The sequence below is a fragment of the Pseudomonas sp. S2_C11 genome, from assembly GCF_054668395.1.
In genome coordinates this window covers 5066366-5092488 of the sequence record NZ_CP162765.1, presented here as the reverse complement: position 1 = coordinate 5092488, position 26123 = coordinate 5066366, and the positions used below count along the sequence as shown (strand labels likewise).

Here is a 26123-nt window from a genome sequence, read left to right as displayed (position 1 = left end):
CTTGGCTTAATCGTGCGTCTGTCCGCTGTACTCGGTCGCCCGCATGGACGCGCGCTGGCAGAACGTCTGATACCACTCGCTCAGGCGTGCTTGCGCCGAGAAGTCCGAGAGTTGACGGAAAGCGATCCAGTCCAGCGCGGTCGCCAAGGCGATGTGGCCAACGGTGATCGGGCCATTGAGGTCGACGTGCTCTTCGATGAAGCGATACGCCTCCTTGAGTTTGTAGGCCTGGCCGTCCGCGTACGCCGGATAGCGCAAAGCCTCGGGGCGCCGCTCGACTTCCCAGCGCAGCTTGATGCCGACGTCGCACATGCCCTGCGCCAATGCCTGCAGGCGCAGCGCCTTGTAGCGCTCGGGGCCGCTGGCCGGGATGAATTTACGGCCGTTGCTCAGGTCATCGAGGTATTCGCAAATCACGATGGAATCGAACAGTGCGGTGTCGTCGGGCAGCATCAGCACCGGCACTTTACCCAAGGGGTTGGCCTGGTAAATGGTCGCGTTCGGTGAAGTCGGGCTGGTCTCGTGATGTATCACCTCAAGGCTCGATGCGATGCCAAGTTCGTGAGCCAGCACCAACACCTTGCGGGCGTACGGCGAATGCGTCTGATAGTAGAGTTTCATGCGCGAGTTCCTGTCTCAAGGATGGCGGTGGCGACTCGATGGGCGTCCATGAACAGCCGCGAAGGTGCGCCCGCCGAGGTGACGTAGTGGTTGTAATAGCAAGAGCCTTCGGCGAGCGGTCCCAGCACCCAGATGTCACGCACCGCTTCGCCGCTGTTCGACTTGGGGTTGGACGCCGCGTCGACATCGATGCCGTCGATGCCCGGCACATCGGTGCGCGGACGCACAAGGCCCAGGCGCGCGAGGTCGCGCACAGGTGCGCAGTCGCTGTGGGTGACGCCGCTGCTCTGGACGTAACCGGCGACTCGCTTGAAGTGATCGATCGCGGGGCGTGAGCCGGGCTTGAGAAAGGTCAGCAAACCGGCATCACACAGCGCGAGCAGATCGGCGTGGCGCTCCTTCTGCGGGCCGGCGACCAGACGGTTGATCGCCTTGTGCCAGCGGCCATAGAACTGCCGATGCGAATCTTCGGTGAGCCCGTCGAAATCGACCGCCTCACGCAGCCGGTCACGCAAGTCGCGCCAGACTTCGATGGCGGCTTTGATCGGCGACGCGCCGCGTCCCAGACGTGCTTCATGCAAGTCGGCTTCGAGGGTGTCGTAAATCCATGCGTGATAGTTGTAAGGCGTCACGCTGTCGGGCAGTGCGTGGCAGATCAGCTCCAGCGGATTGATTGCCCCGGCAATCGTTTCGAACTCGCGCAGCAAAGCTTCGCAGGCGACAACCCCTGCTGGGCCGACAACGCTGACGGTTCTGAGCTGCTCAAGCAGCTGTTGCGGCGCTGAGGGTTTATGCAGGACGGCGACCGCAGCGGCACGCATCTCCAGCAGCATCAGCGGCAGAATGTCCCGTTCGAAATCCAGTCGGCGGTTGTGCGCGTTGACCCGCAACGATTCGATACGCTCGCTCGTGAGCAGCACGGCGCTATGGCGGGGGCAGCCGATCAAGCCATTGGGACGCGTGCGAAACGGCAGCCCGTCACGCGACTGAATGAAGATCACCGGCTCCTGACCCGAAGGTTGGTAAGTGTGACTGCCATCAGCCATGGGTTTGTAGATCCCGCCTCTGCCAGCCGTCAGCGCCGCCAGGGTGTCCATGGCGCCCAGGCCCAACCCTTCGATCAACACCGTTTCGCCGGGCTCGACGGTGGTGAGGCTGCCCGGCAGCGGGTAAACGTTGTCGACCCGGTTCTGCCCCGCCAGGCGCAGGCGTCCGGTGTGGCCAACGGTCAGCACCAGACGATCCACCGTCACCGCAGCGCCGTCGGCGGTTAGCAGAAGGTATTGCTGATTCTCGCGGCGCTCGACCGCCGTGACCTGATGCCGATTCAGATTGACCGTGACCCAAGCGGGTGCGGTCGCGAGGATCCGCGAGAAGGCGTCGGCCAGATAAGCGCCGAGCAGGTGCCGTGGCAGAAAATCCTCCGGCTCGACGTCGCGACCGTCGGCGGCGAGCAGGCCGCTGTCGGGGTCAACCTTGACGCGCCGGGCTCTGCACCACGCGAGAAAGTCCGGCCCTGGTCGTTCCCGGGCGTCGGTCAGATCACCGAACGCTGCTGCGTCGGGAAATACCCCGAGCTGACCGGCGACGGTGTTGAGCAACAGGTAGTCCGGTTGATCGGGCCAGTGCGCGCCGCTGCCGAGCACGTTGGGCTCGAAGATGTCGATGACCACCGGTTGTTGCGGGCGTTCCTCGGCGCGGCTCAACAGGCGCTCGAATATCGACAATCCGCGCGAACCGCAGCCGACCAGGCCGATGTGCACAGGTGCCTTCACCATCTGCGCTCCTCGCCAAAAAATGACGGGATGGCAATTGCCGTACCGGCCGCCACCGCAATGTCGTGGATCATCCGGCCAATCGCGAGATCGAGAATGCCCATGCCGAATGGCGAATAGATCAGCGGTTTGTCTTGGGCGACATGCAGGTCACCGCGAATCAGCTGCGCCACTGTGCCGGTGACAAAGTCGCGATGGCCGTATTGCTGCTCGGCCAGATGCGGTGAGGTATTGGCCTTCAGGCAATGGGTGATGTCGTCGAAGTAGTTGTAACTTTCCTCGATGATTTCGGCGCCGATATCCCGCAGCGAGATGTTCAGAACAATCTGCCCCGGGCGGAACGTGCCCTGGCCTTTTACGTAGGGCTCGCCCGCGCTGGTGGCGAACACCACGATGTCGGCTGTCAGTGCGTCTTCGAGCGACAGCAGACGCACATCCGGCAGGCCCAGTTGTTCGCCAAATTCCGCGAGGGCTTGCGCCGATTCGGCGTTGAGATCGTGAATGCCCACGCTGTCGAAGGACCAGTCGTCCGCGACGAAAGTCTCGAGGATATTTCTTGAGATTACCCCGCCACCAATGATCGAAAGTGTCGCCGCGTGGCGGTTCTGGCCATTCAGCCACCAGGCACCCAATACCGCCGACGCCGCCGTGCGCACGGCACTGATCAGCGCACCTTCGAGCAGGGCGTAGGGATAACCGGTCTGCGGGTCGTTGAGAATCAGCACGGCAGATGCGCGCGGAATGCCTGACTTGATGTTGTCGGGATAACTGGCAATCCACTTGATCCCGGAGACGGATTGATCGCCCTTGCTGTCGACGATGGCCGCCGGCAGCGCAATGATCCGGTTCGCCGGTTGCGCAGGGAAACGCAAAAAGTAACTGTCGGGGTTAACGGTTTCGCCACGTTCGTGGGTCAGGTAGGTCTGCGCCACCATGTCGATGGTTGCATGCCGCAGCCCGTTGAGGATGTCTTTGACGACAGCGCCGGGGATGACGTGGAACGGCTGGATCGGATTCTGTGTGGTCATGAGGATTACGCCGAGAGTGCCAGAGCGATTTCAGGGAAAAGGGGCTGCAGTGCGGTTGCGCCGATCCGCTGGGTGACCCAGTCGTCGGAGTAGATGGTTTCGAGATAGCGCTCACCCATGTCGGGGGAGATCGCCACCACGACATCGTCGGGCCGGATATGCGGCGCCCACTGGCGGATGCCGGCGAGCACAGTGCCGGTGGAGCCGCCGAAGAGCAGGCCGTAGCGTTGCGCCAGCCAACGGCAGACCTTGATCGTCTGTTCCTCGGGAATCGACAGGAAGTCGTGAATGCCCGACGACTCGAATATCTCCGGCAGGCGGCTGGTGCCGAGCCCCGGAATATGGCGCGTGCCGCCCGGCAGGCCGAACGTCACCGAGCCGACGGTATCGACGGCAATGACTTTGGTCTGCGGATGATGTTCGGCGAAGTAGCTCTTGCAGCCCATTAGCGTGCCAGTGGTTCCCGCGCCGACGAACAGGTAATCCACGTGCGCAAATTTGCGCGCGATGGACCTGGCAGTCGCTTGATAGTGGGCGAGGGGGTTGGTCGGATTCTTGTACTGGTTGAGCCAGATGTAGTCGGCGTTGTCAGCGACCAGTTGTTCGATCAGGCGAATCCGCGAATTCAGGTAACCGCCGTTCTCGTCACGCTGATCGACCATGAGCATTTGCGCGCCAAGGGCTTGAATCAGCTTGCGGTTCGGCGCGGAAATATTCGGGTCGATTACGCAAACGAACTGGTAACCCTTGGCGGCGCAGACCATGGCCAGCGCAACGCCCAGATTCCCCGATGAGGATTCGATAAGGCGGGTCTTGTGGTTGATCAGTCCGCGAACTTCAAGATCAGTGATCAGCGCGTGCGCGGTCTTCAGCTTGATGGAGCCGGCGGGATTCAGTCCTTCGATTTTCAGCTGGATCGTTGCGCTGCAAAGATCGCCGATCTGCACATAACTGTCTTCATTGATGAGTTGCTTGATCATACGTCGTCCGTTTCGCTCTTTTGCCGGGCGCACGGGGGCGCCAGCATTCATCCTGGAATGTTTGAAAAGCAGTAACTGCAGTTCGCCTGTGGGTTGGGTTCAGATTTTTTGCTGGACAGGAAGTGACCTTGCGGGCGACGCCGATCGATTCAAAAAATCAGGGTTTGCGCTCTGAGGGCTACAGGAGTCCAGAGTGTTGCGGGGCGCAAAGTAGAGCCAGTCATTGGCTCGCCAAGGCTCGCTTGAAGTATTGGCGAAACGCCATCTGCGCGGAGAGATACAGATTTCGGGTTTTTTCCAGTACAGCTGGAATCCGGGTGTATCGAAGCGGGACGAGGGGAGGGGAATCAAATCGCAGGCATAAAAAAACCCTGAATCTTGCGATTCAGGGTTTTCGGTATTTGGTGCCCAGAGACGGAATCGAACCGCCGACACGGGGATTTTCAATCCCCTGCTCTACCGACTGAGCTATCTGGGCAACGGTGCGCATTAAAAGGGTTTTTCGGATTTACGTCAACGACTTTTTGAAAATTTCTTAAATTAATTCCGTCGCTTACGAAATCTGCGGGTTATTCGGCTGGCGGCACGTAGCCTTCGGCCTTGGCGTATTCCTCGCCGGAGAAGTACTTGTCCATTTCGCCCTGCAGGTATTTGCGATCTTCGGCGTTCATCATGTTCAGGCGCTTTTCGTTGATCAGCAGGGTCTGGTGTTTCTGCCAGTCGGCCCAGGCCTTGGCCGAGACGTGGTCAAAAATATCCTGGCCCTTGGCGCCCGGGAAAGGGGCTCGCTCCAGCGCGGGCAGTTCTTCTTTGTACTTGCGGCACATTACGGTGCGGGTCATGGCGATTCTCCTGCATTCAATACGGCGGCCGCGCGCTCGAGCAAGGTCTTGACCGGGGCAGCAAGGCCCAGGCGCGGCGGGGTGGCGAGGTTATACCAGAGCCAGTCGGCCTCGGCCACGTGATGGCTGGCTTCCTGCACCCGAACCAGCCACGGTTCGATAGACAACTGGAAGTGGCTGAAGGTGTGAATCAGGCTCGGCAGCGCCTGCTGCTGGCCCATGGTCAGCGAGTGCTGATCGGCCAGATGCTGCAGATCTTCCAGATCATCCAGTTCCGGCAGGCTCCACAAACCGCCCCACAGTCCCGTCGACGGGCGGCGGTAAAGCAGAATCGCGCCTTCGCCGTTGGCGAGCATCGGCATCAGCGTGCGTTTCTGCGGGATGGCCTTGCGTGGCTTGGGAATCGGATAACGTGTTTCCAGGCCAAGCATGTGCGCTTCACAGCCACGCTTGAGCGGGCACAGCAGGCAGCTCGGCTTGCTGCGCGTGCAGAGTGTGGCGCCAAGATCCATCATCGCCTGGGTGTAAGCGTTGACCCGATCGTGCGGGGTGAAACGCTCGGCGTTGGCCCAGAGCTGTTTGGCCACTTTTGGCTCGCCAGGGTAGCCCTCTTGCGCAGTGAAGCGCGCCAGCACGCGTTTGACGTTGCCGTCGAGGATCGGCGCGCGCAGGCCCATGCTGATGCTGGCGATCGCCCCGGCGGTGGACAGGCCGATGCCCGGCAGCTCGGTGAGTTTTTCCACGTCGCGCGGGAATTCGCCAGCGTACTGGCTGACGACGATCTTCGCGGTCTTCTGCAGATTGCGTGCGCGAGTGTAGTAACCCAGCCCGGTCCAGAGGTGCAGCACCTCGTCTTCCTGCGCTTCGGCCAGAGCTTGGACTGTTGGCAGCGCCGCCATGAAACGCTCGAAATAGTTGAGCACGGTGCTGACCTGAGTCTGCTGCAACATGATCTCGGACACCCAGACCCGATACGGATTGATGTCCTGCTGCCACGGCAAATCGTGGCGGCCATGGCGGTCGAACCATTCCAGCACCGCCGTGGAAAACTGCTCCGCTGTCATCGCTTGAACAGCCCCTTCAATGCGTTTTTCAGTTCCGGACTGACTTTGTCGCCCAGTTTCTCGTCGATCTTTTCGCTGAGTTTGTTGCCGGCCATTTTGCTGGCGACCTGACCAAGACGGTCATTGTCGACACGGCAGGCCTTGGCGCCCAGTTCCAGCGGGCCACGGCAGCGCAGCGGCCACTCGATGCCGACGAACTTCTCGCCGACCTGACAGGCCGGGTCAGGCATGGCGCTGGTGTCGCCCTCGACGATGATGCCGACGCGGTAATCCATGCCGAGCACGCGCAGGTCGATGTCGCCGTCACCGTTGACGGTCATGCCAGGGATACGCACTTTCAGGTCGGGGTTGCTGGCGACGCCGTTGCGCACGGTCAGGTTGCCCTTGAGCTCCTCGAACGGCGTGTCCTTGCCCCGAGGCTCGCCGCTAAGGGTCTTGCGGTTGAGGGTGGCGATGCCTTTGCACAATTGCTGTTCGAGATTGGCATTGAGCAACACGCCGTTGTTGATGACGAAACTGGCGTTGCCGTTGAGCGTGTCGATCAGCGCCTGTTGGCTGTTGCCGCTGCCGGTGAGGCTGCTGGTCAGCGTCACCAGCCCTTTGACCGGTGGAGTCTTGCCCTGGCTTTCGATGATTTTTTCCACCGGGACGCGATTGAGCCGGGTCTGCAGGTTCAGTACCGGCGCGCTTGGGCGCACGTCGAGCGTGCCGTTGGCGACGAAACCGCCGTTGTACAGATCACCGCTCAGGTTAGTCAGTGTCAGCAGGCCGCCCTGACCGGTGGCTTTGAGCGCGGCGTTCTGGATTGGCAGTTTGTCGAGGGTCAGTTGGCCGAAAGTCAGGTCGGCGTCCACGTCCAGTTTGGCCAGGCGCTCGACCGGCAGCAGGCGCTCGGTGCTCCAGGCGGTTTTGCTCGGTTTGTCCGGCAGCGGCGTGGTGCCTGCGACGGCGCCGGCCTCGGTGCTGGCGACTTCGGCCTGACGGGTTTGCGTGGCGCTGTTGGCCTGAGCCGATTTCGGTGGCAGGTAGCGGTCGACGTTGAACGTGTCGGCCTTGAGAATCGCGCGCAGCGACTGTTTGGCGAAGTCCTCGACGGCGATGCGGCCACTGAAGCTGCTGTCATCGAGTTTCAGGTTGATGTTGTCGAACGACAGGCTGGTCGGGGTGGCCGCAACGCGGCTGACCAGTTCGACCTTGCTCAGGCTGCCTTCGCCCATCGCCGGCAGTGTCTGGCCGATACTGTCGACGAATTTCGCCAAATCGAACTGGGCGATGGAAATGCCGCCGCTGATCTGTGGCGTCTTGTCGAGGTCGTTGGCTTTCAACTCGCCCAGGGCGCGCAACTGGTTGGCGGAAATTTTGATGCCGGTCCATTCGGCGACGTTCGCTGCTTTATCCAGCAATAACTGCCCTTGAGCGGAGAAGGTCATGGTTTTGCCTTGCAGCGGATCGCCAGCGAGTTCGCCGGTCAGCTTCAAGTCTTCGAACTTGTAGCGTTGCAGGGCGCGCTCGAAGCGCAGCTCGCCGTTGAGCTCGGTGCGCACGCGCAGCACCGGTTGGTTGGTGCCGAGGAACGCGGTGGCTTTTACCGGGATATTGGTCGAGTCGTGCACCGGGCCGGTGCTCAACTGAATGCTTTCGGCACTGAACTGCTTGCCGGTCAGCTCATCGGTGTATTCAACGCGGGCGTTGTTGACGGTCAGGCTGTCGATGTCGAGGCGGATCGGTTGCGCCGGTTTTTCTACGGCGACGGTCGGCTCGCTGGTGGTCGCGCCCGGTGTGGCGGGTGGAGTCGAGCCAGGCGCCACAGGCACCTTGCCGATGTCTTCCCAGTTGCCGTGGCCGTTTTTGTCACGGTTCAGGCGCAGGTTGAGGCCTTCGACGCGTACGTCACTCATCTGCACTTCGCGGCGCAACAACGGCAGCACGCGCACAGACAGGCCGAGCATCTGCAAGTCGGCAAACGGTTCGGCAGGTTTGGCCAGGGTGGCGACGCTGGCTTCGTGCAATTCCAGGCCGAGCCACGGGAACAGGCTCCAGCCGATATCGCCATTGAGCGTCAGCTCGATGTGGGCCTTGTCGCGGGCTATCTGGCGGATCTCGTCTTTGTAGTCGTTGGGATCGAAGAGGTGGGTCAGGGCAAAACCTGCCGCCACAATGATCAGCAACAGCCCGAGAAGTACCAGACCCAGGATTTTGCCGAACGCTTTCATGGGCGAGTCCTTGTAGTTAGTCGAATTCGTCATTTGGCCGGGGAGTATAGCGCTGCCGGCACCCGGTTCGGTGTGGCGTCATCTGCCGAGGGTCGGCGGCGGCACCTGCAACTTCGCCACCGGGCCTGCGCTTGAGGATGCCCGGCGGGCGCCAGAGGGCGCAATCCGGCCCCGCTTGCGACGCCATTTTTTGCGCTTGGTTCACCAGTCGTTCAGCCCCGCCAAGGCGACGGGTAACTTTTCGCACGCATAAATGGGACAAGTAGCAAACGGCGTGGTGCCTTTGCAGACGCGGGGTTGGCGGCTTCCCGAGTCGTACGAGAACAGATGACTTGAAAAAAGGTGATATCAGTTTGGTTTTTCTGTCACCTGAGAATGGTAACCTTCGCCAGTTCGTCCGCCCGTCTGCGACTTAACGTCGCGCCTTCAAGGAGCTTCACCTAAAAAAACGGTCATGCCTGCGTGCATAAGGCCGAGGGTGAGCAGTGGCTGGCGAACCATACTAACAATTGGGGGATACACAATGAGCACGAGCATCACGGCGGACGGCCTCAAAGCCGACCAGCCTGCGTTCCTGTCCAAGGAACGCATCATCGCCAAGCCCGGTTTCAACCGTTGGCTGGTTCCACCGGCCGCTTTGGCCATTCACCTGTGCATCGGCATGGCCTACGGCTTCTCGGTGTTCTGGTTGCCGCTGTCCAAGGCACTGGGCGTTACCGCACCGGTGGCTTGCGCGCCGGACATGAGCTTCATCGCACAGGTATTTTCGTCGAACTGCGACTGGCCGATCTCCATGCTCGGCTGGATCTACACGCTGTTCTTCATCTTCCTCGGCTGCTCGGCAGCGATCTGGGGTGGCTGGCTGGAACACGCCGGGCCTCGTAAAGCGGGCGTGGTCTCGGCCTTGTGCTGGTGCGGCGGTCTGCTGATTTCCGCGCTGGGTATCTATACCCACCAGATCTGGCTGATGTGGATCGGCTCCGGCGTGATCGGCGGTATCGGTCTGGGCCTGGGCTATATCTCGCCGGTGTCGACCCTGATCAAGTGGTTCCCGGACAAGCGCGGCATGGCAACCGGCATGGCGATCATGGGCTTCGGTGGCGGCGCGATGGTCGGTGCACCGTTGGCGACTGCACTGATGAGCCACTTCGCTTCGTCAGAAGGCGTGGGCGTATGGCAGAGCTTCGTGGCCATGGCGGCCATTTACTTCGTGTTCATGATCGGTGGCGCACTGTCCTACCGCGTGCCGCCAACCGGCTGGAAGCCTGAAGGCTGGACCGCTCCGGCGAAGAAAGCTTCCAACGCAATGATCACCAACCGTCACGTCCACGTGAATGTAGCCTGGAAAACTCCGCAATTCCGTCTGGTCTGGCTGGTGCTGTGCCTGAACGTGTCGGCGGGTATCGGTATCCTCGGCATGGCTTCGCCACTGTTGCAGGAAGTGTTCGGCGGCAAACTGCTGGGCGTCGATGTGCCGTTCGGTCAACTCGACGCTGGCCAACTGGCCTCGATCGCGGCGATCGCAGCGGGCTTCACCGGTCTGCTGAGCCTGTTCAACATCGGTGGCCGCTTCTTCTGGGCTTCGTTCTCGGACTACCTGGGGCGCAAAAACACCTACTTCGTGTTCTTCGCATTGGGTTTTGCCCTGTATGCGCTGATTCCGAACATGGGCCATCTAGGCAACGTTGCGCTGTTCGTGGCGGCGTTCTGCATCATCCTGTCGATGTATGGCGGTGGTTTTGCCACGGTCCCGGCGTATCTGGCCGACCTGTTCGGTACGCAGATGGTCGGTGCGATCCACGGTCGTCTGCTGACTGCCTGGGCCGCTGCCGGTGTGCTCGGTCCGGTGCTGGTGAACTACCTGCGTGAATATCAGTTGAGTATCGGCGTGGAACGCGCTGCCGCTTACGACATCACCCTGTACATCCTCGCCGGCCTGCTGGTTCTGGGCTTTCTGTGCAATCTGATGGTGCGCCCGGTGGCCGACAAGTACTTCATGACCGACGCTGAACTGGCCGCCGAACAGGCGCTGGGCCACGACAAAGGTGCTGACGCCAGCACCGTTCTGGAGTGGAAAGCGGCGCCGGGCACCAAGCCTCTGGCGATCGCGGCATGGCTGTTGGTGGGTATTCCGTTGGCGTGGGGTGTGTGGGTGACCCTGCAGAAGACGGCGGTACTGTTTCACTAAGGTGTTAGCTGAATAAACGCCGAACCTGTGGGAGCGAGCCTGCTCGCGAAGACGGAGCACCGGTCGACATCAATGTTGGCTGGCCTGCCGCATTCGCGAGCAGGCTCGCTCCCACATTTGTTTCTGGCATGCCTGTAATGGCTTGTATGGACATGTCTACCCGCGACAGCCGGGCGTTCTATCCGTCAGGCATCTCACCTCTCGTGTTTCTGTTTGCGCCTCGCGTGCCTATAATGGCTGCCTTTTTCGCCCAATGATTTTGCGGAGCTGGTGATGGCCGAACGTAAGGCGTCTGTCGAGCGCGACACTCTGGAAACCCAGATCAAAGCCTCGATCAACCTTGATGGCACCGGAAAGGCCCGATTCGATATCGGTGTACCTTTTCTTGAGCACATGCTGGATCAGATTGCCCGTCACGGGTTGATCGACCTGGATATCGAATGCAAGGGCGATCTGCATATCGACGACCACCATACGGTGGAAGACGTCGGTATCACCCTCGGCCAGGCGTTCGCCAAAGCCATCGGCGACAAGAAAGGCATCCGTCGCTACGGCCATGCCTACGTGCCGCTCGATGAAGCGCTGTCGCGCGTGGTGATCGATTTCTCCGGTCGTCCGGGCCTGCAGATGCACGTGCCGTACACCCGCGCCACCGTCGGCGGTTTCGACGTTGACCTGTTCCAGGAGTTTTTCCAGGGCTTCGTCAACCACGCGCTGGTCAGCGTGCACATCGATAACCTGCGCGGCACCAACACTCACCACCAGATCGAAACCGTGTTCAAGGCTTTCGGCCGCGCGCTGCGCATGGCCGTCGAGCTTGACGAGCGCATGGCCGGGCAAATGCCGTCGACCAAAGGCGTTCTGTAATGCAGACGGTTGCAGTTATCGACTACGGCATGGGCAATCTGCACTCGGTGGCCAAAGCGCTCGAGCACGTCGGCGCCGGCAAGGTGCTGATTACCAGCGACGCGAACGTGATTCGAGAAGCCGACCGTGTGGTATTCCCGGGCGTTGGCGCGATTCGCGATTGCATGGCGGAGATCCGTCGCCTCGGCTTCGACTCGCTGGTCCGTGAGGTCAGCCAGGATCGGCCGTTCCTCGGCATCTGCGTCGGCATGCAAGCCTTGCTCGATACCAGCGAAGAGAACGCCGGCGTCGACTGCATCGGCCTGTTTCCGGGCGCGGTGAAATTCTTCGGCAAGGATCTGCACGAAGACGGCGAGCACCTCAAAGTCCCGCACATGGGCTGGAACGAGGTAAAGCAGAAGATCAGTCACCCGCTGTGGCATGACATCCCGGATCTGGCGCGTTTCTACTTCGTGCACAGCTACTACATCGCCGCCGCCAATGCGCGGCAGGTGGTGGGCAGCGGTCATTACGGTGTCGATTTCGCCGCAGCGCTGGCCGACGGTTCGCGTTTCGCCGTGCAGTTCCACCCGGAGAAAAGCCATACCCACGGCCTGCAACTGCTGCAGAACTTCGCTGCGTGGGACGGTCGCTGGTAAATGGCTGTCAAGAAGTCCAGACCGCCGATCCTGACCCTCACTCCCGAGCAGGAGAGCGAGGCCAATCGCAAGATCCAGCGGTTCATGGAAGAGCGTTTCGAACTGGACCTGGGTTCGTTCGAAGCGGCGGAAATTCTTGAGCTGTTTACCCGCGAGATTGCTCCGCACTATTACAACAGGGCGATTTTCGATGTGCAGACCCACCTCAAGGAACGGTTTGAAAGCATCGAAAGCGACCTGTGGGCGCTCGAGAAAAACTGATTCCCGAGCCAAGCTGAACATTCCAATTTTAAGGTTTGCCAGATGCTGATTATTCCCGCTATCGATCTCAAAGACGGTGCCTGCGTACGTCTGCGCCAGGGCCGCATGGAAGATTCCACGGTGTTCTCCGATGACCCGGTGAGCATGGCTGCCAAGTGGGTGGAGGGCGGTTGCCGCCGTCTGCATCTGGTCGACTTGAACGGCGCGTTCGAAGGCCAGCCGGTCAACGGCGAAGTGGTTACCGCAATCGCCAAGCGTTACCCGACCCTGCCGATCCAGATCGGTGGCGGCATTCGTTCGCTGGAAACCATCGAGCACTACGTCAAGGCGGGCGTGAGCTACGTGATCATCGGTACCAAAGCCGTAAAAGATCCGGCGTTCGTTGCTGAAGCCTGCCGTGCGTTTCCGGGCAAGATCATTGTCGGTCTGGATGCGAAAGACGGTTTCGTCGCCACCGACGGCTGGGCTGAGATCAGCACCGTGCAGGTCATTGACCTGGCCAAGCAGTTCGAAGCCGACGGCGTATCCTCGATCGTTTATACCGACATTGCCAAAGACGGCATGATGCAGGGCTGCAACGTACCGTTCACCGCCGCGCTGGCCGCTGCCACCAGGATTCCGGTGATCGCTTCCGGCGGCATCCATAACCTGGGTGACATCAAGTCGCTGCTCGACGCCAAGGCACCGGGCATCATCGGCGCGATTACCGGCCGGGCGATCTATGAGGGCACTCTCGATGTCGCCGAAGCGCAAGCTTTCTGCGATTCGTACCAAGGCTGAGGACTGACCATGGCGCTGGCCAAACGCATCATCCCTTGCCTGGACGTGGACAACGGCCGGGTCGTCAAAGGCGTGAAGTTCGAGAACATCCGCGACGCCGGTGACCCGGTGGAAATTGCTCGTCGCTACGACGAGCAGGGCGCCGACGAGATTACCTTTCTCGACATCACCGCCAGCGTCGATGGCCGTGACACCACGCTGCATACCGTCGAGCGCATGGCCAGCCAGGTATTCATCCCGCTGACCGTCGGCGGTGGCGTGCGTACCGTGCAAGACATCCGCAATCTGCTCAATGCCGGCGCGGACAAGGTGTCGATCAACACCGCCGCCGTGTTCAACCCCGAGTTCGTCGGCGAGGCCGCGCAGCATTTCGGCTCGCAGTGCATCGTCGTTGCCATCGACGCCAAGAAAGTTTCCGGTCCCGGCGAAACCCCGCGCTGGGAAATATTCACCCACGGCGGGCGCAAGCCGACCGGTCTCGACGCAGTCGAGTGGGCGAAGAAAATGGAAGGCCTCGGTGCCGGCGAGATCCTCCTGACCAGCATGGATCAGGACGGCATGAAAAACGGTTTCGACCTCGGCGTGACCCGCGCCATCAGCGACGCGCTGGGCATTCCGGTGATCGCTTCCGGTGGTGTCGGCAATCTGCAGCATCTGGCCGATGGCATTCTCGAAGGTCATGCCAGTGCGGTGCTGGCGGCGAGTATTTTCCACTTCGGCGAATACACCGTGCAGGAAGCCAAGGCCTACATGGCCCATCGCGGCATCGTCATGCGCTAAAGCGTACAGGCCAGTGGACAGCATGGCGCGCCCAAGGCACTCTTGGGCACGCCATGGATTCCGGTAGCCCGACATGATCAAACGCCTGCTTGTTGTTCTCGCCAGCGCCTCGTTGTTGTTCATCAGCAATGCCCGGGCCGAAACCAGTCCCGACACCGATCTGGTGCTGCTCACCGAGAACTTCCCGCCGTACAACATGGCGAAGAACGGCAAGAATTTTGCCCAGGGCGACAACATCAACGGCATTGCCACGGACATCGTTCGCGAGATGTTCCAGCGCGCCGGCCTCACTTACAGCCTGACCCTGCGTTTCCCCTGGGAGCGTGTCTACAAACTCGCCCTGGAGAATCCCGGCTACGGGGCCTTCGTCATGGCGCGCCTGCCCGATCGCGAAAGACTGTTCAAATGGGTCGGCCCAATCGGCCCGGACGACTGGATCCTGCTGGCCAAGGCTGACAGCAAGATCACCCTCGAAACCCTCAATGATGCGCGCAAATACAAGATCGGCGCCTACAAGGGCGATGCGATTGCCGAGACGCTCTCCAAGCAAGGCCTCAAACCGGTAGTAGTGCTGCGCGATCAGGACAACGCAAAAAAACTGCTCAATGGCCAGATCGATCTGTGGGCCACGGGTGATCCTGCCGGCCGTTATCTGGCGCGGCAGGATGGCGTGACCGGCCTGAAGACCGTGCTGCGCTTCAACAGCGCCGAGTTGTACCTGGCGCTGAACAAGGACGTCTCCGATGAGGTGGTCAACAAGCTACAGACCGCGCTGGATCAGTTGCGCAAGGAAGGCGTGGTCGATGAAATCATGGCGCGCTATCTGTAACGGCTGACTCGTCGGGCTCTGGCTGGGAGGCGCTGATTTCGCCCTCGGTCGCAGGCGCAAGCACAGTCTGATCTTCGACCGCCTCTGGCTCCGACGCGACGATGGTTGCAGGCTCGGTGGGTGCGTACTGGCTGATGTGAAGGCTATTGCCATCGGTGTAGATGAAACCATCCGTCACTGCCGTGCCGTCCGCGCGCACCAGTCTGTATTCGCTCTGGGCCAGGTAGGCGGCCACTGAGCGGTTTTTGTCCACCACCGCAACCACTTCGATGGTCGCAGTATTGAGCCATTCATTCGAATGCAGTTCGCATTGGGTGAAATCGTGGCCCAGCCGTGCGGAAAACATCAGCGCGCCGTGCTGTCGGGTTTGCCATTGCGCGCCGAATTCGATGCAAGTGGTTTGAGTGAAAGTACGCAAGCCGCCAGTACGCTGGGCGCGCTGCGCATTCCACCTGAATATCTGGCTGTCGTTGCCACTGTTGCGTGCGTGACCGACGAGGATGTAGCGATCCTTGCGTTCAAGCAGATAGAAGGGCGAGTGACGCCATTGCTCAGCGGCGGTGTAACGCGGATCGTTGACCGTGAACCAGGGGAGGCTGGCGGTGTAAGTCGCATCGTCCGTTGGCTCTACAGGTGTTGGCGTCTCGCCGCAGAGCACCGGTGGCGATGGTCGTGTAGACATCTGCAGGCCGATCTGCAAGCGCAAGCAGTAGACCGGGAAACTGGCCGGTCGGGTGTAGTCACTCAAGCTGAAAAAACTGCCCGATGCCAAGTAGACTTCGCCCGGCAAAGCGGCTGGAGGAACGGCGCTCCAGGTGCTGACGCGCTGTCGGGCCTTGCTGCCCTTGTCGTCCCAGATCAGATCGGTGGTATTCGACGCGATCACCAGGTCTTCGCGAACGCAGCGCACCGCGTTGAGCGAAGGTTTTTCATGATCGTTCGAGCACACCGACCCCAGCGCTACGTAGCCTGCGGGAGCTAGCGGTCGCCAGATCGACAGATCTCGTTTCGAGCCTGATCCGGAGTCCTTCCAGACCAGCTCGTAATCATCGGGACGTCGCAGTGCCCTGCCTTTGGTGGGGTCAGTGCTGGCAATGTCTGCCTCACAAACAACCGCGACCACGCGTTCGCCGTTGATGTTGCCAACGCCTCTGGTGACGAAGTCGCCCAAGGGGAAATAACCGGGCAGCGCGTCGGGAGCCGGAGTCGGGCGCCAGAACGACGCGGGTCTGGCCGACAAACCGTTGGTATCCCAGATGCGCAGAAATTCTGTTGTGAAGTTGATCAGCAGGTTATCGATGCGGATCGGTTCAGTCCGCCCAACGGGCGGGATAATCGGGGCGTTGTTTGTCATGGGCACTCCTGATAGTTGCAAGCGACTCAAAGGAGTCGCGACCTGTTGCAGGTCTCACTATCCGGAAGGGGGAGGGGCGTTCGGTGGTAACTATGTATTGCAACGTGACCGGGTGTTACCGGTAAACGCCATCCTTGCCATGGCCAGCCATGGCGCGGTTGCTGCGCACGCTGATCATCTGCTTGATATCGATCCAGTCGATGCCCTGCGCTTTGAGCTTGGGTAATTCGCGCTCGAGCACCGCCAGGGTCTGCGGATACGGATGGCCGATCATCACCGCTGAACCCTGTTTGTGCGCCAGGGCGATCGCGGTCTGCAACTGAGTGGCAATGGCCGCTTCGGTGCGCTCATCATCAAGAAACACATCACGGGAAACGCTGGCCAGGTCGATCTTCTGCGCCTGCTGCGCAGCGACCGTTTGAGCGCTGGTGCGGCTGTCGACGAAGAACTTGTGCCGACGCTGCAATTCGCCCATCAACCACGCCATCGCCACAGGCTGCGCGGTCATGCGGCTGCCCATGTGATTGTTGATGCCGGCGGTGAACGGGACTTTTTCGAACGCAGCATTCAGGCGTTTCTGCAGTTCTTCGAGGGGCAGTTCCGGGTGCCAGGCGTACGGCCCGGTGGCCGGGTCCATGGGCATGTGCAGGATGACGATCTTGCCGGCGCGATGGGCTTCGCGGGCAAATTCGGTGGCGTGGGGGGTATCGGGCATGATCGCCGCCGTGACCGGGCCGGGCAGGGCGAGCACGCGACGATCCCGGGGCAGGTTCTGCCCCAGGTCATCGATGATCAGTGTCAGGTAGGCCTTGTGCGGCGAGGAACTGGCGGGCTCTGCTTGGGCAAGACCCGCCAGACAGCACAACAGAACGCAGAGGGAACGCAACAACATCCTCAGCGGCCGGACGTGATGCTCAGGCCTTTGAGCAGGCTCAGGGCCTGGGCCAACTGGTAATCGTCATCCTGCGGCATCGCTTTCGCCTTGCCGCCGGAGCCGCTCGGTTTGTCGGCGCCGCCGTTGCCGTTGCCCAAGTGACCTTGCAGATCGGCTTCCTTGAAGTATTCGCTGTCCGCTTCGTTGGTGATCTTCGCGCGGCGCACTTCGATGTCCGGCACGATGCCCTGAGCCTGGATCGAGCGGCCGTTCGGCGTGAAATACAGCGCGGTGGTGATCTTCAGCGCGCGGTCGTTGTTCAGCGGCAGCACGGTCTGCACCGAGCCCTTGCCGAAACTGGTGGTGCCCATGACCACGGCACGTTTCTGGTCCTGCAGGGCGCCGGCGACGATCTCCGAAGCCGAGGCACTGCCACCGTTGATCAGCACGACCATCGGTACCGCTTCGCTTTCATCCTTGCCGGTGGCGGAGAAGCGCAGCTCGGAATTGGCGATGCGGCCCTTGGTGTAGACGATCAGGCCCTTGGTGATGAAATGGTCGACCACTTCAACCGCCGATTGCAGCACGCCGCCCGGGTTGTTGCGCAGGTCGAGGATGATGCCGTTGAGCTTCTTGCCGTTGTCCTTGCGCAGCTTGGCCAGAGCCTTGGAGACTTCTTCGCCGGTCTTGACCTGGAACTGGGTGATGCGGATATAGCCGTAGCCCGATTCCAGCAGCTGCGCCTTGACGCTCTTGACCTGAATCACTGCACGGGCCAGGGTCACGTCGAACGGCGTGCCGCCATCGCGAACCAGGGTCAGGGTGATTTTCTGGCCGATCTTGCCGCGCATCTTGTCGACGGCTTCGGTCATGGTCTGGCCACGGGTTGGCTGGCCGTTGATCTTGACGATGAAGTCGCCAGCCTGGATGCCCGCCTTCGACGCTGGCGTGTCATCAATCGGCGAGACGACCTTGATGAAGCCGTCTTCGGCGCCGACTTCGATGCCCAGACCGCCGAATTCACCGCTGGTGCTTTCCTGCAGCTCGGTGAAATCTTCCGGGCCAAGGTAGGCCGAATGCGGATCGAGGTTGCTGAGCATGCCCTTGATCGCGTTTTCCAGCAGGGTCTTGTCGTCCACAGGCTCGACGTACGCGGCTTTGATCCGGTCCATGACCTCGGCGAATGTGCGCAGCTCTTCCAGTGGCAACGGCGCCTTGGCGGTCGCGGCAGTGCCTGCCGGAGCGACGGTCGGGGCCGGTTGCGCGGCGAACGCCAGAGGCGCGCCGATCACCAGGGCGATCGTCAGGGCCAGCGAGGTAAGGCGGGACAAATGCAGCATGTCGAACGAACTCCTGAATTAGGTGGTGCGCTTATCCTTGCGCACGGCACCATTGCGCCGGATCACTCGGGTGACCCTGCTGACGAATTGCGAAATACAGCGCTGGCGTGTCCTGACCGCCACTGTTACCGACAGTGGAAATCGACTCGCCCGCCTTGACCACATCACCCGCCGACTTGAGCAGCGTCTGGTTGTGGCCGTAAAGACTCAGAAAACCGTTGCCGTGATCAAGAATCACCAGCAAACCGGCACCGCGCAGCCAATCGGCGAACACCACGCGCCCGCCGTGTACGGCGTGCACCTGGCTGCCGGCGGAGGCGCTGATCATCACGCCATCCCACTTGGTGCGGGCGTCGTCGCCACGGCTTTCACCGAAGCGTGCGAGTAATCGACCATCAACCGGCCACGGAAGTTTTCCCCGCGTTGCAGCAAAAGGCCCGCCAAACGTTTCGCCGCTGCTCGATACCAGCGCGCCGGGGCTTGATCTGGCGGGTTTTCGTGGGGCGTCGCTGTTTTCAGCCTGCGCCTCACGCAAACGCTTTTTTTCCGCTTCCTGCTGGGCGATCAGCGCTTTCTGCCGCGCTTCTTCTGCCTCACGAGCCTGACGGGCCAGGGTTTCTTCAATGGTTTTAAGGACTTTAGACAGGTCTGCCTGATCCTGCTCGCGGGCGGCGAGTTTCTGGTCGCGGGCCTTGACGTCGTCATTGAGTCTGGCGAGAACCTGCTGGCGCTCCTTGCAGACTTTCTCGAGTGCTTCGCGCTGCGTGTCGAGGTCGCTTTTCTGCACCAGCAACTGCGCTTGCTGCAGACCGATGTCTTTTTCGACATTGGCCAGTTGGCGCAGGGTTTCGTTGAAGTTCTTCAACTGCTCCAGGCGTGCCTGGCTCAGGTAGTCGTAATAGGTGAGGGTGCGGGCGAATTTCTCGGGATTCTGCTGGTTGAGCAGCAGCTTGAGGTATTCCTGGCGGCCGTTCTGGTACGCCGCTCGGGCCTGAATGGCGATCAGTCGCTGCTGTTCAGTGCGCGCGCTCTGGAGTTTTTTTCTCTGCATCGAGCCGCTGCAGCTCGGATTCGCTTTTCTGCAGTTCTTTCTGCAGCGCGTCGACCTGCTTCTGCAGCTTGCCCATCTCGGTTTCAGTGCCCTTGAGCTCTTTCTGCACGCCGGACTTTTCTTCCTGCAGCTTGCCCAGAAGCTTTTTCAGCTCGGCGATATCCTGACGCGTGGCCTCCAACTGCTGTTGGGTTTGCGCGCGCTCGTCGGCGAAGGCCGGCTGGAGCAGACAGGTCAGAGCAAGGGCGATCAGGACGCGAAGCATAGGGGCGGGCGGCACCAGGGTAAGGGACGGCCTAGTATGCCCGCCCGAGGCTGCAAAAAAAACGCCCAATTGGGGCTGTGTGATAACTGGCTGGAGATACAGCTGAAAATAATCTTCGAAACCAGCACAAACCACTGTGGGAGCTGGCTTGCCAGCGATGGCGGCTGCACATTCAACATAAATGCTGGCTGTCAGCTTGCTATCGCTGGCAAGCCAGCTCCCACAGGGTTTTTGCGGTGTTTTCCGGATTCGGCTCAGACCAGAATCGAAGTCCCGGTCATCTCCGCCGGTTTTTCCAGACCCAGCAGCATCAGCATGGTCGGCGCTACGTCCGCCAGCACGCCGCCTTCGCGCACTTTCAGGTCGCGTTTGCCGACGTAGATGAACGGCACCGGCTCGGTGGTGTGCGCGGTATGCGCCTGACCGGTGGATTCATCAGCCATTTGCTCGACGTTGCCGTGGTCGGCGGTGATCAGCGCTTCGCCGCCGACTTTTTCCAGCGCTTCAACGATGCGACCGACGCAGGTGTCGAGGCACTCGACCGCTTTGACCGCTGCATCGAACACACCGCTGTGGCCGACCATGTCGCCGTTGGCGTAGTTGACCACGATCACGTCGTAGCGCTGGTTTTCGATGGCGTCGACGATACGGTCGGTGACTTCCGGCGCGCTCATTTCCGGCTGCAAGTCGTAGGTGGCGACTTTCGGCGACGGGATCAGGATGCGCTCTTCGCCCGGGAACGGTTCTTCACGACCGCCGGAGAAGAAGAAGGTCACGTGAGCGTACTTCTCGGTTTCAGCGATGCGCAGCTGGGTCTTGCCGTTTTTTGCCAGGTAATCACCAAGAACGTTTTCCAGGCTGCCGGCGGCGAAGGCCGACGGTGCCGGAATACTTGCGGCGTACTGGGTAAGCATGACGAAACCGGCCAGTTTCGGCTGACGGGCGCGCGCGAATTCCTTGAAATCGTCTTCGACGAACACCCGGGTCAGCTCGCGGGCGCGGTCGGCACGGAAGTTCATGAACACCACGGCATCGCCGTCTTCGACTTTGACCGGCTCACCGATGGAAGTGGCTTTGACGAATTCGTCGCTTTCGCCACGGGCGTAGGCAGCTTCAAGACCTTCCTGAGCGGTGGCGGCGTTGAATTCGCCATTGCCGTCGACGATCAGGTTATAGGCCTGGGCGACGCGATCCCAACGGTTGTCACGGTCCATGGCGAAATAGCGGCCGATGATGCTGGCGATCCGGCCTTTGCCCAATGCCTGGAAAGTCGCGTCGAGCAGTTCGATCGACGAAGCGGCGCTTTTCGGCGGCGTGTCGCGGCCATCGAGGAAGGCGTGCAGATAGATTTTTTCGGCGCCGCGCTTGAAGGCCAGCTCGGCCATGGCGATCAGGTGATCCTGATGGCTGTGCACGCCGCCATCGGACAGCAGGCCCATGAAGTGCACGGCTTTGCCGGCGGCCACGGCTTTATCCACAGCGGCGCAGATGGTCGGATTGTCGAAGAATTCGCCGTCGCGGATCGCTTTGGTCACACGGGTGAAGTCCTGATACACCACGCGCCCGGCGCCGAGGTTCATGTGGCCGACTTCGGAGTTGCCCATCTGGCCGTCCGGCAGACCGACGTCCATGCCGCTGCCCGAGATCAGGCCGTTCGGCACGGTGGCCCACAGACGATCCAGCACGGGTTTCTTTGCCGCGAACACAGCATTGGATTCGGGGCTGTCGCTGTGACCGAAGCCGTCGAGAATCATCAGGACCAAAGGTTTGGGCGTAGTCGTCATGGAATCCACTCGTGGCTGATAAAGAAGAGGGCGATGGAAAACGGAGTTGGAGTTTAAAGCGAAGTTCCGACCGCGTCACCGCCGGACGGGGTTTGGCCGACCATAGTGGCTGTGTATACTGGCCGACATTTTAACGCCCTGGAACCTCCTTCGATGGTTGCTCACCTGATTGAATTTGCCACTAACCACTACATTCTTGTCGGTATCTTCGTCGTACTTCTGGCTCTGTTGCTGGCGCACACGATGCAGGGCGGCGGCAAAAGCCTGAGCACCGGCGAGCTGACCGCACTGGTCAATAAAGATGCAGGCGTGGTGGTGGACATCCGTCCGGCCAAGGATTACGCCGCTGGCCACATCGTCGGCGCGGTGAACATCCCGCAAGACAAACTGGCCGCCCGCGTCGGGGAGCTGGAAAAACACAAGGCCAAGACCATCATTCTGGTCGACGCCCTCGGTCAGACCGCCGGCACCCACGCCCGCGAGCTGATGAAGTCCGGCTTCACCGCCGCCAAGCTGTCCGGCGGGATTTCCAGCTGGAAAGGCGACAACCTGCCGCTGGTGAAATGACATGAGTGAAGTCATCGTCTATTCCAGCGATTACTGCCCTTACTGCTCGCGCGCCAAGCATCTGCTCGCCAGCAAAGGCGTGGCCTTCGAAGAGATCAAGGTCGATGGCAAGCCGCAGCTGCGTGCCGAAATGACCAAAAAGGCCGGGCGCACGTCCGTGCCGCAGATCTGGATCGGCGCAAAGCACATCGGCGGTTGCGATGATTTATACGCCCTGGAGCGCGCCGGCAAACTCGACGCGCTGCTCAAGGGCTGAACGGCTGCACCCACGTACAGCACTCCCTAAAAGACCCAAGATCGATAAGGATCTGAGATGACTGACCAACAGAACACTGCAGCCAGCGAAGAAGAAACCGCACCGCAATTCTCCTTGCAGCGCATCTACGTACGCGACCTGTCCTTCGAAGCCCCGAAAAGCCCGGCGATCTTCCGCCAGCAGTGGGATCCGGCGGTCGGTCTGGATCTGAACACCCGCCAGAAAGCGCTGGAAGGCGATTTCTACGAAGTGGTGCTGACCCTTTCCGTTACCGTGAAAAACGGCGAAGAAGTGGCCTTCATCGCTGAAGTGCAACAGGCCGGTATCTTCCTGATCAAGAATCTGGACGCGGCTTCGATGAGCCACACCCTCGGTGCATTCTGCCCGAACATCCTGTTCCCGTACGCCCGCGAAACCCTGGACAGCCTGGTCACCCGCGGTTCGTTCCCGGCGCTGATGCTGGCCCCGGTGAACTTCGACGCCCTGTACGCGCAAGAGCTGCAGCGCATGCAGGAAAGCGGCGAGACCCCGACCGTTCAATAAAGGCTCGGATACGCATCGCGGGCAAGCCCGGTCCCACAGGTTTGCACATTCCTGTGGGAGCGGGCTTGCCCGCGATTGTTTTGGTCAGGCGAAAACTATTTGAAGTCGTTCTGCCGCCACGCTTCGTATACGGCGACCGCCACGGTGTTGGACAGGTTCAGGCTGCGGCAGCCTTCGCGCATCGGCAGGCGCAGGCGCTGTTCGGCGGGCAGGGAGTCGAGCACGTCCGCCGGCAGGCCACGGCTTTCCGGGCCGAACAGAAACGCGTCGCCGGGCACGAACGCGGCATCATGGAACGGCCGCGAACCCTTGGTGGTGAAAGCGAACACGCGCGGGTTACCCAGACTTTCCAGACAGCTGGCCAGGTCAGCGTGACGCTGCAACGTGGCATATTCGTGGTAGTCGAGACCGGCACGGCGCAGGCGCTTGTCGTCCATCTCGAAACCCAGTGGTTCGATCAAATGCAGGTGGCAGCCACTGTTGGCGCACAGCCTGATAACGTTACCGGTGTTCGGCGGAATTTCTGGTTGAAAAAGGATGACGTGAAACATGCACGGCTCCGAAGGTAAAGATGAGCGGCATTCTACGCCGCCTGTGGACAACCGTTCGAAACTATTCCCGCGAGTCATCGGCTCGCTGGCGATTGTCGGCTTGATGATCGGCTTGATGATCGGCCGTCTGACCACGCCCGATCCAAGCGTGCTGGAGCGTGTCGAGGTCACCGATGGTGGCCTGGTGGTGTGGTTCAACAACGAGCCGAAACTGCACGGCGAGATTATCGATGGCACCGTCGCGCTGCTGTTTCAGGCCGAAGGTCGACCGCAGAAGGGCCAGCTCAGGCTCAACGGCAAGGACGTCAACTGGCGCACGCGCAAAAGCGATGGAGGGTTATTGCTGACGGTGCTGGCAGCGCGCCCGTTGCAGGGCGACTGGGTTGGCAGCGAGGTCGATGATCGTTGGCGGCTGGAGATCCGCTTGAGCGAGCCCTAGGGGCAAGTCCTCATCACTGGGCGCGCTCCGACACTGTTTGAGGTCGTTTCCCACTGCGGCCGTCTCCCTTTCCCATCTCCGTCCGATGCTCGTCCACGCTATCGTTTGCCCCTTCAAACGGCAGGATGCCGAAACCCGTTGTCCCCTTGCTCGACAGCATGGGGCGTCTTTTTCAAGGATGAAAACATGCCAGTAAAACCCCCTCGCGGTGGCGGTACCCACGTGGACGTTCCGGGCAGCCTGCATCGGGCTGCGGACGCCGACATTTCGCTCCACGGCCACCCGGGTCGCATAGGCGTCGATGTGAATTTTGCTCAGCACCATTTGCTGCCGCGCGCCGAATCATCCAGTGATGCGACCCTGGGTGCCATACCCCCTGCCGCGGCCGTTGTGGTGCGCGCACTCGCAGAAGGTATTCGCCCTCCCGCTACCCAGCCTTCGCTGGACAATTACGTCACCAACGCCCGAGCGATACTTCCACAGGTCAACAGTGAGGGTTTGCGGGTGATCAGTCGGCGAACCTACGCAGACTTGGTCAACGGCGACCTGGTGCCTGTCGCAGTGGATCCTGCGACGGGTCTGTATCGAGCCCGGCGGCCAAGCGAGTTGCTCCCATCCGGCCCGGTGATGCTGCGCGATGTGCACAGCGGACTTTGGTATGCGCGTGAAGTCGTGGAACCAACTACCCGGGAGCAGATCCGCAAGTACCTGCCCGACACGACCGACGAGGACGCGGATGCCTTCATCGCCCGGTTCGATGACAAGGACGTGGCAGAGCTTGAGCTCAAGCATATTCAGCTTGGGCTGGCGCAATTGGACTCGACGCGTTTTGACCTGCCGATCAGTCGAGGTCGCATTTCATCGGACAAGGAGTTACATGAGGCGCGGAATATATGGGCGACGTTTCGCCAGTTGTACCGATGGCAAGGTCAGCCCGAACAGCGCGTCTACCGTGACGGGCGGCATGTGGGCTTCAAGCTGGAAATCGATCTGACGATATGGCCAGTTCAAAAACCGCTTTCCTTGAAATTCAGCTCAGTGGTTTCTCTGACTTTAAGAGGCCGTGGCCGGCTGGACCCGGACGTGTTTTGCGCACAGTTTCCCAATCTTGAAAGTCTGACCATTACCAGTCAGGCAATCGAAGTGGAAGGGCGGTTTCAAGGATGGAACGTGATCGAACGGGCTTATTCGAAATTCAGGCTGGATTCGCGCTTTGCCGAGCAATTGAAAAGATTCCCGCGTTTGCAAAGGCTGCACCTGCAGGACTGTGAATTGACGTCTGACTTTTCCGTACGAGGCCTTGCCAGGCTAAACGAGCTATGGCTTTGCAACACCTTCGAGGCCCCGGTGAACAGCCTGGACATGCAGATGCGGCATCAGGAGCAAGTCACCTTTTTGCAAGTGGCAGCTGATATCAGAGGGATGACTGAACTGCGGGTGCTGGATCTGAGCCGCACCGGAATACACCTGCTGCCTTCCGGACTTGAGGCCATCGACGTGGCGTCGACGCTGGAAGTGTTGAGACTGGGGGGCAATCCGCTTTCGATCAGCCCCTCACTCGAACACATGACCGCACTGCAGGAGCTGGATCTTTCCAATACACGATTGCAAAGATTTCCCGAGGGCATTACCGACAGGATTCCCGCAAGAGAACTGAATCTTGCGGACAATCACATCAGGTCGATCCCCGAATCCGTGGAGCTCAGAGCGGGCTTCAATCTCATCGGCAATCCGATAATGGACCCGGCCTCTTTACGGCGGTTGATACGAGCACGTGTAGAGACAGGCACCGATATCTGGCTTGGGCAGGAAAGCAGCGATGTAACTGCCGATCTCTGGCTACGCAATGTGCCACAGGAACAGATAGCGGAAAAACAAGCGCTGTGGGACAGGCATAACGCCGCAATGCCACTGGCAGTGACCGGCATTCTTCGTCGACTGAGTCGAACGCCCGAGTTTCACGTGGAGCGCCCGCTTCTGCAGCGGCGCGTGTGGTGGTTTCTGGAAATGTATGACAGCGCCGAAGTCAACGAGCGGGCCAGGCTCGACGCCATTCTTTATACGGAAACGAGTCCCGGGAGAATGCTGGACAGGCTGGAGAATGAAATCCGCAACTATGACGGAGGGCGACAGAGTCAGCCGCTGCACCCTTTGCCCAAGCGTCCCAGGTTCGAGTAACTCGCAGGAGTACGCAGTGCCGATGCAAAAGCGGCAAACCTCGGCCCGTCTGTAA

General features: G+C 60.7%; 24 protein-coding genes, 1 tRNA gene and 2 pseudogenes. 12 read left to right on the top strand and 15 right to left on the bottom strand.

Annotated elements, in window-relative coordinates; translation table 11 throughout:
- Window positions 1-6 precede the first annotated feature (6 nt).
- The 9 genes and pseudogenes from AB4N48_RS22885 to AB4N48_RS22845 form a co-directional block, all read right to left on the bottom strand.
- Window positions 7-621: a glutathione S-transferase family protein gene (locus tag AB4N48_RS22885; protein WP_150637956.1), complete on the bottom strand. Its 615-nt coding sequence runs from the start codon at window positions 619-621 to the stop codon at window positions 7-9.
- Complete coding sequence (locus tag AB4N48_RS22880) at window positions 618-2399, bottom strand: FAD/NAD(P)-binding protein (protein WP_460094362.1); 1782 nt, start codon at window positions 2397-2399, stop codon at window positions 618-620. Before AB4N48_RS22880 ends, AB4N48_RS22885 begins: the two co-directional genes overlap by 4 nt.
- The gene (gene sbnB / locus AB4N48_RS22875) at window positions 2393-3424 is read right to left on the bottom strand and encodes a 2,3-diaminopropionate biosynthesis protein SbnB (protein WP_460094361.1); all 1032 of its coding nucleotides are present in this window, start codon (window positions 3422-3424) and stop codon (window positions 2393-2395) included. Before sbnB ends, AB4N48_RS22880 begins: the two co-directional genes overlap by 7 nt.
- A 5-nt stretch (window positions 3425-3429) precedes the next feature.
- Window positions 3430-4404, bottom strand: coding sequence for a 2,3-diaminopropionate biosynthesis protein SbnA (gene sbnA / locus AB4N48_RS22870; protein ID WP_460094360.1), 975 nt, complete (start codon window positions 4402-4404; stop codon window positions 3430-3432).
- Window positions 4405-4806: 402 nt separating this feature from the next.
- Window positions 4807-4882 (bottom strand) — tRNA-Phe (locus AB4N48_RS22865).
- Window positions 4883-4973: 91 nt separating this feature from the next.
- The gene (locus AB4N48_RS22860) at window positions 4974-5246 is read right to left on the bottom strand and encodes an oxidative damage protection protein (RefSeq protein ID WP_016772129.1); all 273 of its coding nucleotides are present in this window, start codon (window positions 5244-5246) and stop codon (window positions 4974-4976) included.
- Window positions 5243-6310 (bottom strand): A/G-specific adenine glycosylase, encoded by a 1068-nt coding sequence (mutY, locus tag AB4N48_RS22855; RefSeq protein WP_460094359.1) that lies wholly within the window; start codon window positions 6308-6310, stop codon window positions 5243-5245. Before mutY ends, AB4N48_RS22860 begins: the two co-directional genes overlap by 4 nt.
- Window positions 6307-8523, bottom strand: a complete 2217-nt coding sequence (locus AB4N48_RS22850; protein ID WP_460143620.1) for an AsmA family protein — start codon at window positions 8521-8523, stop codon at window positions 6307-6309. The genes mutY and AB4N48_RS22850 overlap by 4 nt, the downstream gene beginning before the upstream one ends.
- Window positions 8524-8601: 78 nt before the next feature.
- A pseudogene (locus AB4N48_RS22845) lies at window positions 8602-8818 on the bottom strand (acetyl-CoA sensor PanZ family protein); the annotation flags it as partial.
- A gap of 228 nt (window positions 8819-9046) precedes the next feature.
- Here AB4N48_RS22845 and AB4N48_RS22840 point away from each other — a divergent pair.
- From AB4N48_RS22840 to AB4N48_RS22810, 7 genes are all read left to right on the top strand, one after another.
- Window positions 9047-10711: an OFA family MFS transporter gene (locus tag AB4N48_RS22840; RefSeq protein WP_460094357.1), complete on the top strand. Its 1665-nt coding sequence runs from the start codon at window positions 9047-9049 to the stop codon at window positions 10709-10711.
- Between the two features lie 273 nt (window positions 10712-10984).
- Window positions 10985-11578, top strand: coding sequence for an imidazoleglycerol-phosphate dehydratase HisB (hisB, locus tag AB4N48_RS22835; RefSeq protein ID WP_016772125.1), 594 nt, complete (start codon window positions 10985-10987; stop codon window positions 11576-11578).
- The gene (hisH, locus tag AB4N48_RS22830; protein WP_056787225.1) at window positions 11578-12216 is read left to right on the top strand and encodes an imidazole glycerol phosphate synthase subunit HisH; all 639 of its coding nucleotides are present in this window, start codon (window positions 11578-11580) and stop codon (window positions 12214-12216) included. The genes hisB and hisH overlap by 1 nt, the downstream gene beginning before the upstream one ends.
- Window positions 12217-12477: a DUF2164 domain-containing protein gene (locus AB4N48_RS22825; protein WP_460094356.1), complete on the top strand. Its 261-nt coding sequence runs from the start codon at window positions 12217-12219 to the stop codon at window positions 12475-12477. It begins immediately after the preceding gene.
- 42 nt (window positions 12478-12519) lie between these two features.
- Window positions 12520-13257: a 1-(5-phosphoribosyl)-5-[(5-phosphoribosylamino)methylideneamino]imidazole-4-carboxamide isomerase gene (hisA, locus tag AB4N48_RS22820; RefSeq protein ID WP_056787231.1), complete on the top strand. Its 738-nt coding sequence runs from the start codon at window positions 12520-12522 to the stop codon at window positions 13255-13257.
- 9 nt (window positions 13258-13266) lie between these two features.
- On the top strand, window positions 13267-14037 hold the full coding sequence (gene hisF / locus AB4N48_RS22815; RefSeq protein ID WP_007897430.1) for an imidazole glycerol phosphate synthase subunit HisF: 771 nt from the start codon (window positions 13267-13269) through the stop codon (window positions 14035-14037).
- Window positions 14038-14110: 73 nt separating this feature from the next.
- A complete protein-coding gene (locus tag AB4N48_RS22810; RefSeq protein ID WP_256808503.1) occupies window positions 14111-14866 on the top strand; it encodes a substrate-binding periplasmic protein in 756 nt (251 codons plus the stop codon).
- Here AB4N48_RS22810 and AB4N48_RS22805 read toward each other — a convergent pair.
- The 5 genes and pseudogenes from AB4N48_RS22805 to gpmI form a co-directional block, all read right to left on the bottom strand.
- Window positions 14847-16220: a Vps62-related protein gene (locus tag AB4N48_RS22805; RefSeq protein WP_460094355.1), complete on the bottom strand. Its 1374-nt coding sequence runs from the start codon at window positions 16218-16220 to the stop codon at window positions 14847-14849. The two genes, AB4N48_RS22810 and AB4N48_RS22805, sit on opposite strands and share 20 nt — an antisense overlap.
- A 115-nt stretch (window positions 16221-16335) precedes the next feature.
- A complete protein-coding gene (locus AB4N48_RS22800; protein WP_460094354.1) occupies window positions 16336-17112 on the bottom strand; it encodes a divergent polysaccharide deacetylase family protein in 777 nt (258 codons plus the stop codon).
- Window positions 17113-17114: 2 nt separating this feature from the next.
- Complete coding sequence (locus tag AB4N48_RS22795; RefSeq protein WP_039756590.1) at window positions 17115-18434, bottom strand: S41 family peptidase; 1320 nt, start codon at window positions 18432-18434, stop codon at window positions 17115-17117.
- A gap of 31 nt (window positions 18435-18465) precedes the next feature.
- Window positions 18466-19750: pseudogene (locus AB4N48_RS22790) on the bottom strand (murein hydrolase activator EnvC family protein).
- A gap of 254 nt (window positions 19751-20004) precedes the next feature.
- Window positions 20005-21534: a 2,3-bisphosphoglycerate-independent phosphoglycerate mutase gene (gene gpmI, locus AB4N48_RS22785; RefSeq protein WP_256808494.1), complete on the bottom strand. Its 1530-nt coding sequence runs from the start codon at window positions 21532-21534 to the stop codon at window positions 20005-20007.
- A 153-nt stretch (window positions 21535-21687) separates the two neighbouring features.
- Here gpmI and AB4N48_RS22780 point away from each other — a divergent pair, with 153 nt between their 5' ends.
- From AB4N48_RS22780 to secB, 3 genes are read left to right on the top strand one after another with little or no spacing between them, the layout of a single operon-like run.
- The gene (locus AB4N48_RS22780; protein WP_016772116.1) at window positions 21688-22101 is read left to right on the top strand and encodes a rhodanese-like domain-containing protein; all 414 of its coding nucleotides are present in this window, start codon (window positions 21688-21690) and stop codon (window positions 22099-22101) included.
- A gap of 1 nt (window position 22102) precedes the next feature.
- Window positions 22103-22357: a glutaredoxin 3 gene (gene grxC / locus AB4N48_RS22775; protein ID WP_016772115.1), complete on the top strand. Its 255-nt coding sequence runs from the start codon at window positions 22103-22105 to the stop codon at window positions 22355-22357.
- 57 nt (window positions 22358-22414) lie between these two features.
- Window positions 22415-22900 carry a protein-export chaperone SecB gene (gene secB / locus AB4N48_RS22770; RefSeq protein ID WP_016772114.1) on the top strand — a complete coding sequence of 162 codons (486 nt, stop codon included), beginning with the start codon at window positions 22415-22417 and terminating at the stop codon, window positions 22898-22900.
- Window positions 22901-22995: 95 nt separating this feature from the next.
- Here the strand turns inward: secB and AB4N48_RS22765 are convergent, their stop codons facing one another.
- Window positions 22996-23451, bottom strand: coding sequence for a tRNA (cytidine(34)-2'-O)-methyltransferase (locus AB4N48_RS22765; protein WP_150637976.1), 456 nt, complete (start codon window positions 23449-23451; stop codon window positions 22996-22998).
- Between AB4N48_RS22765 and AB4N48_RS22760 the strand changes: the two genes are divergently transcribed.
- Both AB4N48_RS22760 and AB4N48_RS22755 read left to right on the top strand, forming a co-directional pair.
- On the top strand, window positions 23450-23890 hold the full coding sequence (locus AB4N48_RS22760) for a hypothetical protein (RefSeq protein WP_056787242.1): 441 nt from the start codon (window positions 23450-23452) through the stop codon (window positions 23888-23890). The genes AB4N48_RS22765 and AB4N48_RS22760 overlap by 2 nt on opposite strands.
- A gap of 186 nt (window positions 23891-24076) precedes the next feature.
- Window positions 24077-26068, top strand: a complete 1992-nt coding sequence (locus AB4N48_RS22755; RefSeq protein WP_460094353.1) for a leucine-rich repeat domain-containing protein — start codon at window positions 24077-24079, stop codon at window positions 26066-26068.
- Window positions 26069-26123: the final 55 nt, after the last annotated feature.

Excerpts from the sequence above, each read along its gene's own strand:
- mutY (WP_460094359.1), bottom strand. The coding sequence starts at position 6,310 with ATGACAGCGGAGCAGTTTTCCACGGCGGTGCTGGAATGGTTCGACCGC.
- AB4N48_RS22825 (WP_460094356.1), top strand. The coding sequence starts at position 12,217 with ATGGCTGTCAAGAAGTCCAGACCGCCGATCCTGACCCTCACTCCCGAG.
- grxC (WP_016772115.1), top strand. The coding sequence starts at position 22,103 with ATGAGTGAAGTCATCGTCTATTCCAGCGATTACTGCCCTTACTGCTCG.
- hisF (WP_007897430.1), top strand. The coding sequence starts at position 13,267 with ATGGCGCTGGCCAAACGCATCATCCCTTGCCTGGACGTGGACAACGGC.
- AB4N48_RS22795 (WP_039756590.1), bottom strand. The coding sequence starts at position 18,434 with ATGCTGCATTTGTCCCGCCTTACCTCGCTGGCCCTGACGATCGCCCTG.
- AB4N48_RS22780 (WP_016772116.1), top strand. The coding sequence starts at position 21,688 with ATGGTTGCTCACCTGATTGAATTTGCCACTAACCACTACATTCTTGTC.
- AB4N48_RS22885 (WP_150637956.1), bottom strand. The coding sequence starts at position 621 with ATGAAACTCTACTATCAGACGCATTCGCCGTACGCCCGCAAGGTGTTG.
- gpmI (WP_256808494.1), bottom strand. The coding sequence starts at position 21,534 with ATGACGACTACGCCCAAACCTTTGGTCCTGATGATTCTCGACGGCTTC.
- AB4N48_RS22765 (WP_150637976.1), bottom strand. The coding sequence starts at position 23,451 with ATGTTTCACGTCATCCTTTTTCAACCAGAAATTCCGCCGAACACCGGT.
- AB4N48_RS22880 (WP_460094362.1), bottom strand. The coding sequence starts at position 2,399 with ATGGTGAAGGCACCTGTGCACATCGGCCTGGTCGGCTGCGGTTCGCGC.
- AB4N48_RS22800 (WP_460094354.1), bottom strand. The coding sequence starts at position 17,112 with ATGTTGTTGCGTTCCCTCTGCGTTCTGTTGTGCTGTCTGGCGGGTCTT.
- hisH (WP_056787225.1), top strand. The coding sequence starts at position 11,578 with ATGCAGACGGTTGCAGTTATCGACTACGGCATGGGCAATCTGCACTCG.
- AB4N48_RS22860 (WP_016772129.1), bottom strand. The coding sequence starts at position 5,246 with ATGACCCGCACCGTAATGTGCCGCAAGTACAAAGAAGAACTGCCCGCG.
- hisB (WP_016772125.1), top strand. The coding sequence starts at position 10,985 with ATGGCCGAACGTAAGGCGTCTGTCGAGCGCGACACTCTGGAAACCCAG.
- AB4N48_RS22755 (WP_460094353.1), top strand. The coding sequence starts at position 24,077 with ATGCCAGTAAAACCCCCTCGCGGTGGCGGTACCCACGTGGACGTTCCG.
- secB (WP_016772114.1), top strand. The coding sequence starts at position 22,415 with ATGACTGACCAACAGAACACTGCAGCCAGCGAAGAAGAAACCGCACCG.
- hisA (WP_056787231.1), top strand. The coding sequence starts at position 12,520 with ATGCTGATTATTCCCGCTATCGATCTCAAAGACGGTGCCTGCGTACGT.
- sbnB (WP_460094361.1), bottom strand. The coding sequence starts at position 3,424 with ATGACCACACAGAATCCGATCCAGCCGTTCCACGTCATCCCCGGCGCT.
- sbnA (WP_460094360.1), bottom strand. The coding sequence starts at position 4,404 with ATGATCAAGCAACTCATCAATGAAGACAGTTATGTGCAGATCGGCGAT.
- AB4N48_RS22810 (WP_256808503.1), top strand. The coding sequence starts at position 14,111 with ATGATCAAACGCCTGCTTGTTGTTCTCGCCAGCGCCTCGTTGTTGTTC.
- AB4N48_RS22805 (WP_460094355.1), bottom strand. The coding sequence starts at position 16,220 with ATGACAAACAACGCCCCGATTATCCCGCCCGTTGGGCGGACTGAACCG.
- AB4N48_RS22760 (WP_056787242.1), top strand. The coding sequence starts at position 23,450 with ATGCACGGCTCCGAAGGTAAAGATGAGCGGCATTCTACGCCGCCTGTG.
- AB4N48_RS22850 (WP_460143620.1), bottom strand. The coding sequence starts at position 8,523 with ATGAAAGCGTTCGGCAAAATCCTGGGTCTGGTACTTCTCGGGCTGTTG.
- AB4N48_RS22840 (WP_460094357.1), top strand. The coding sequence starts at position 9,047 with ATGAGCACGAGCATCACGGCGGACGGCCTCAAAGCCGACCAGCCTGCG.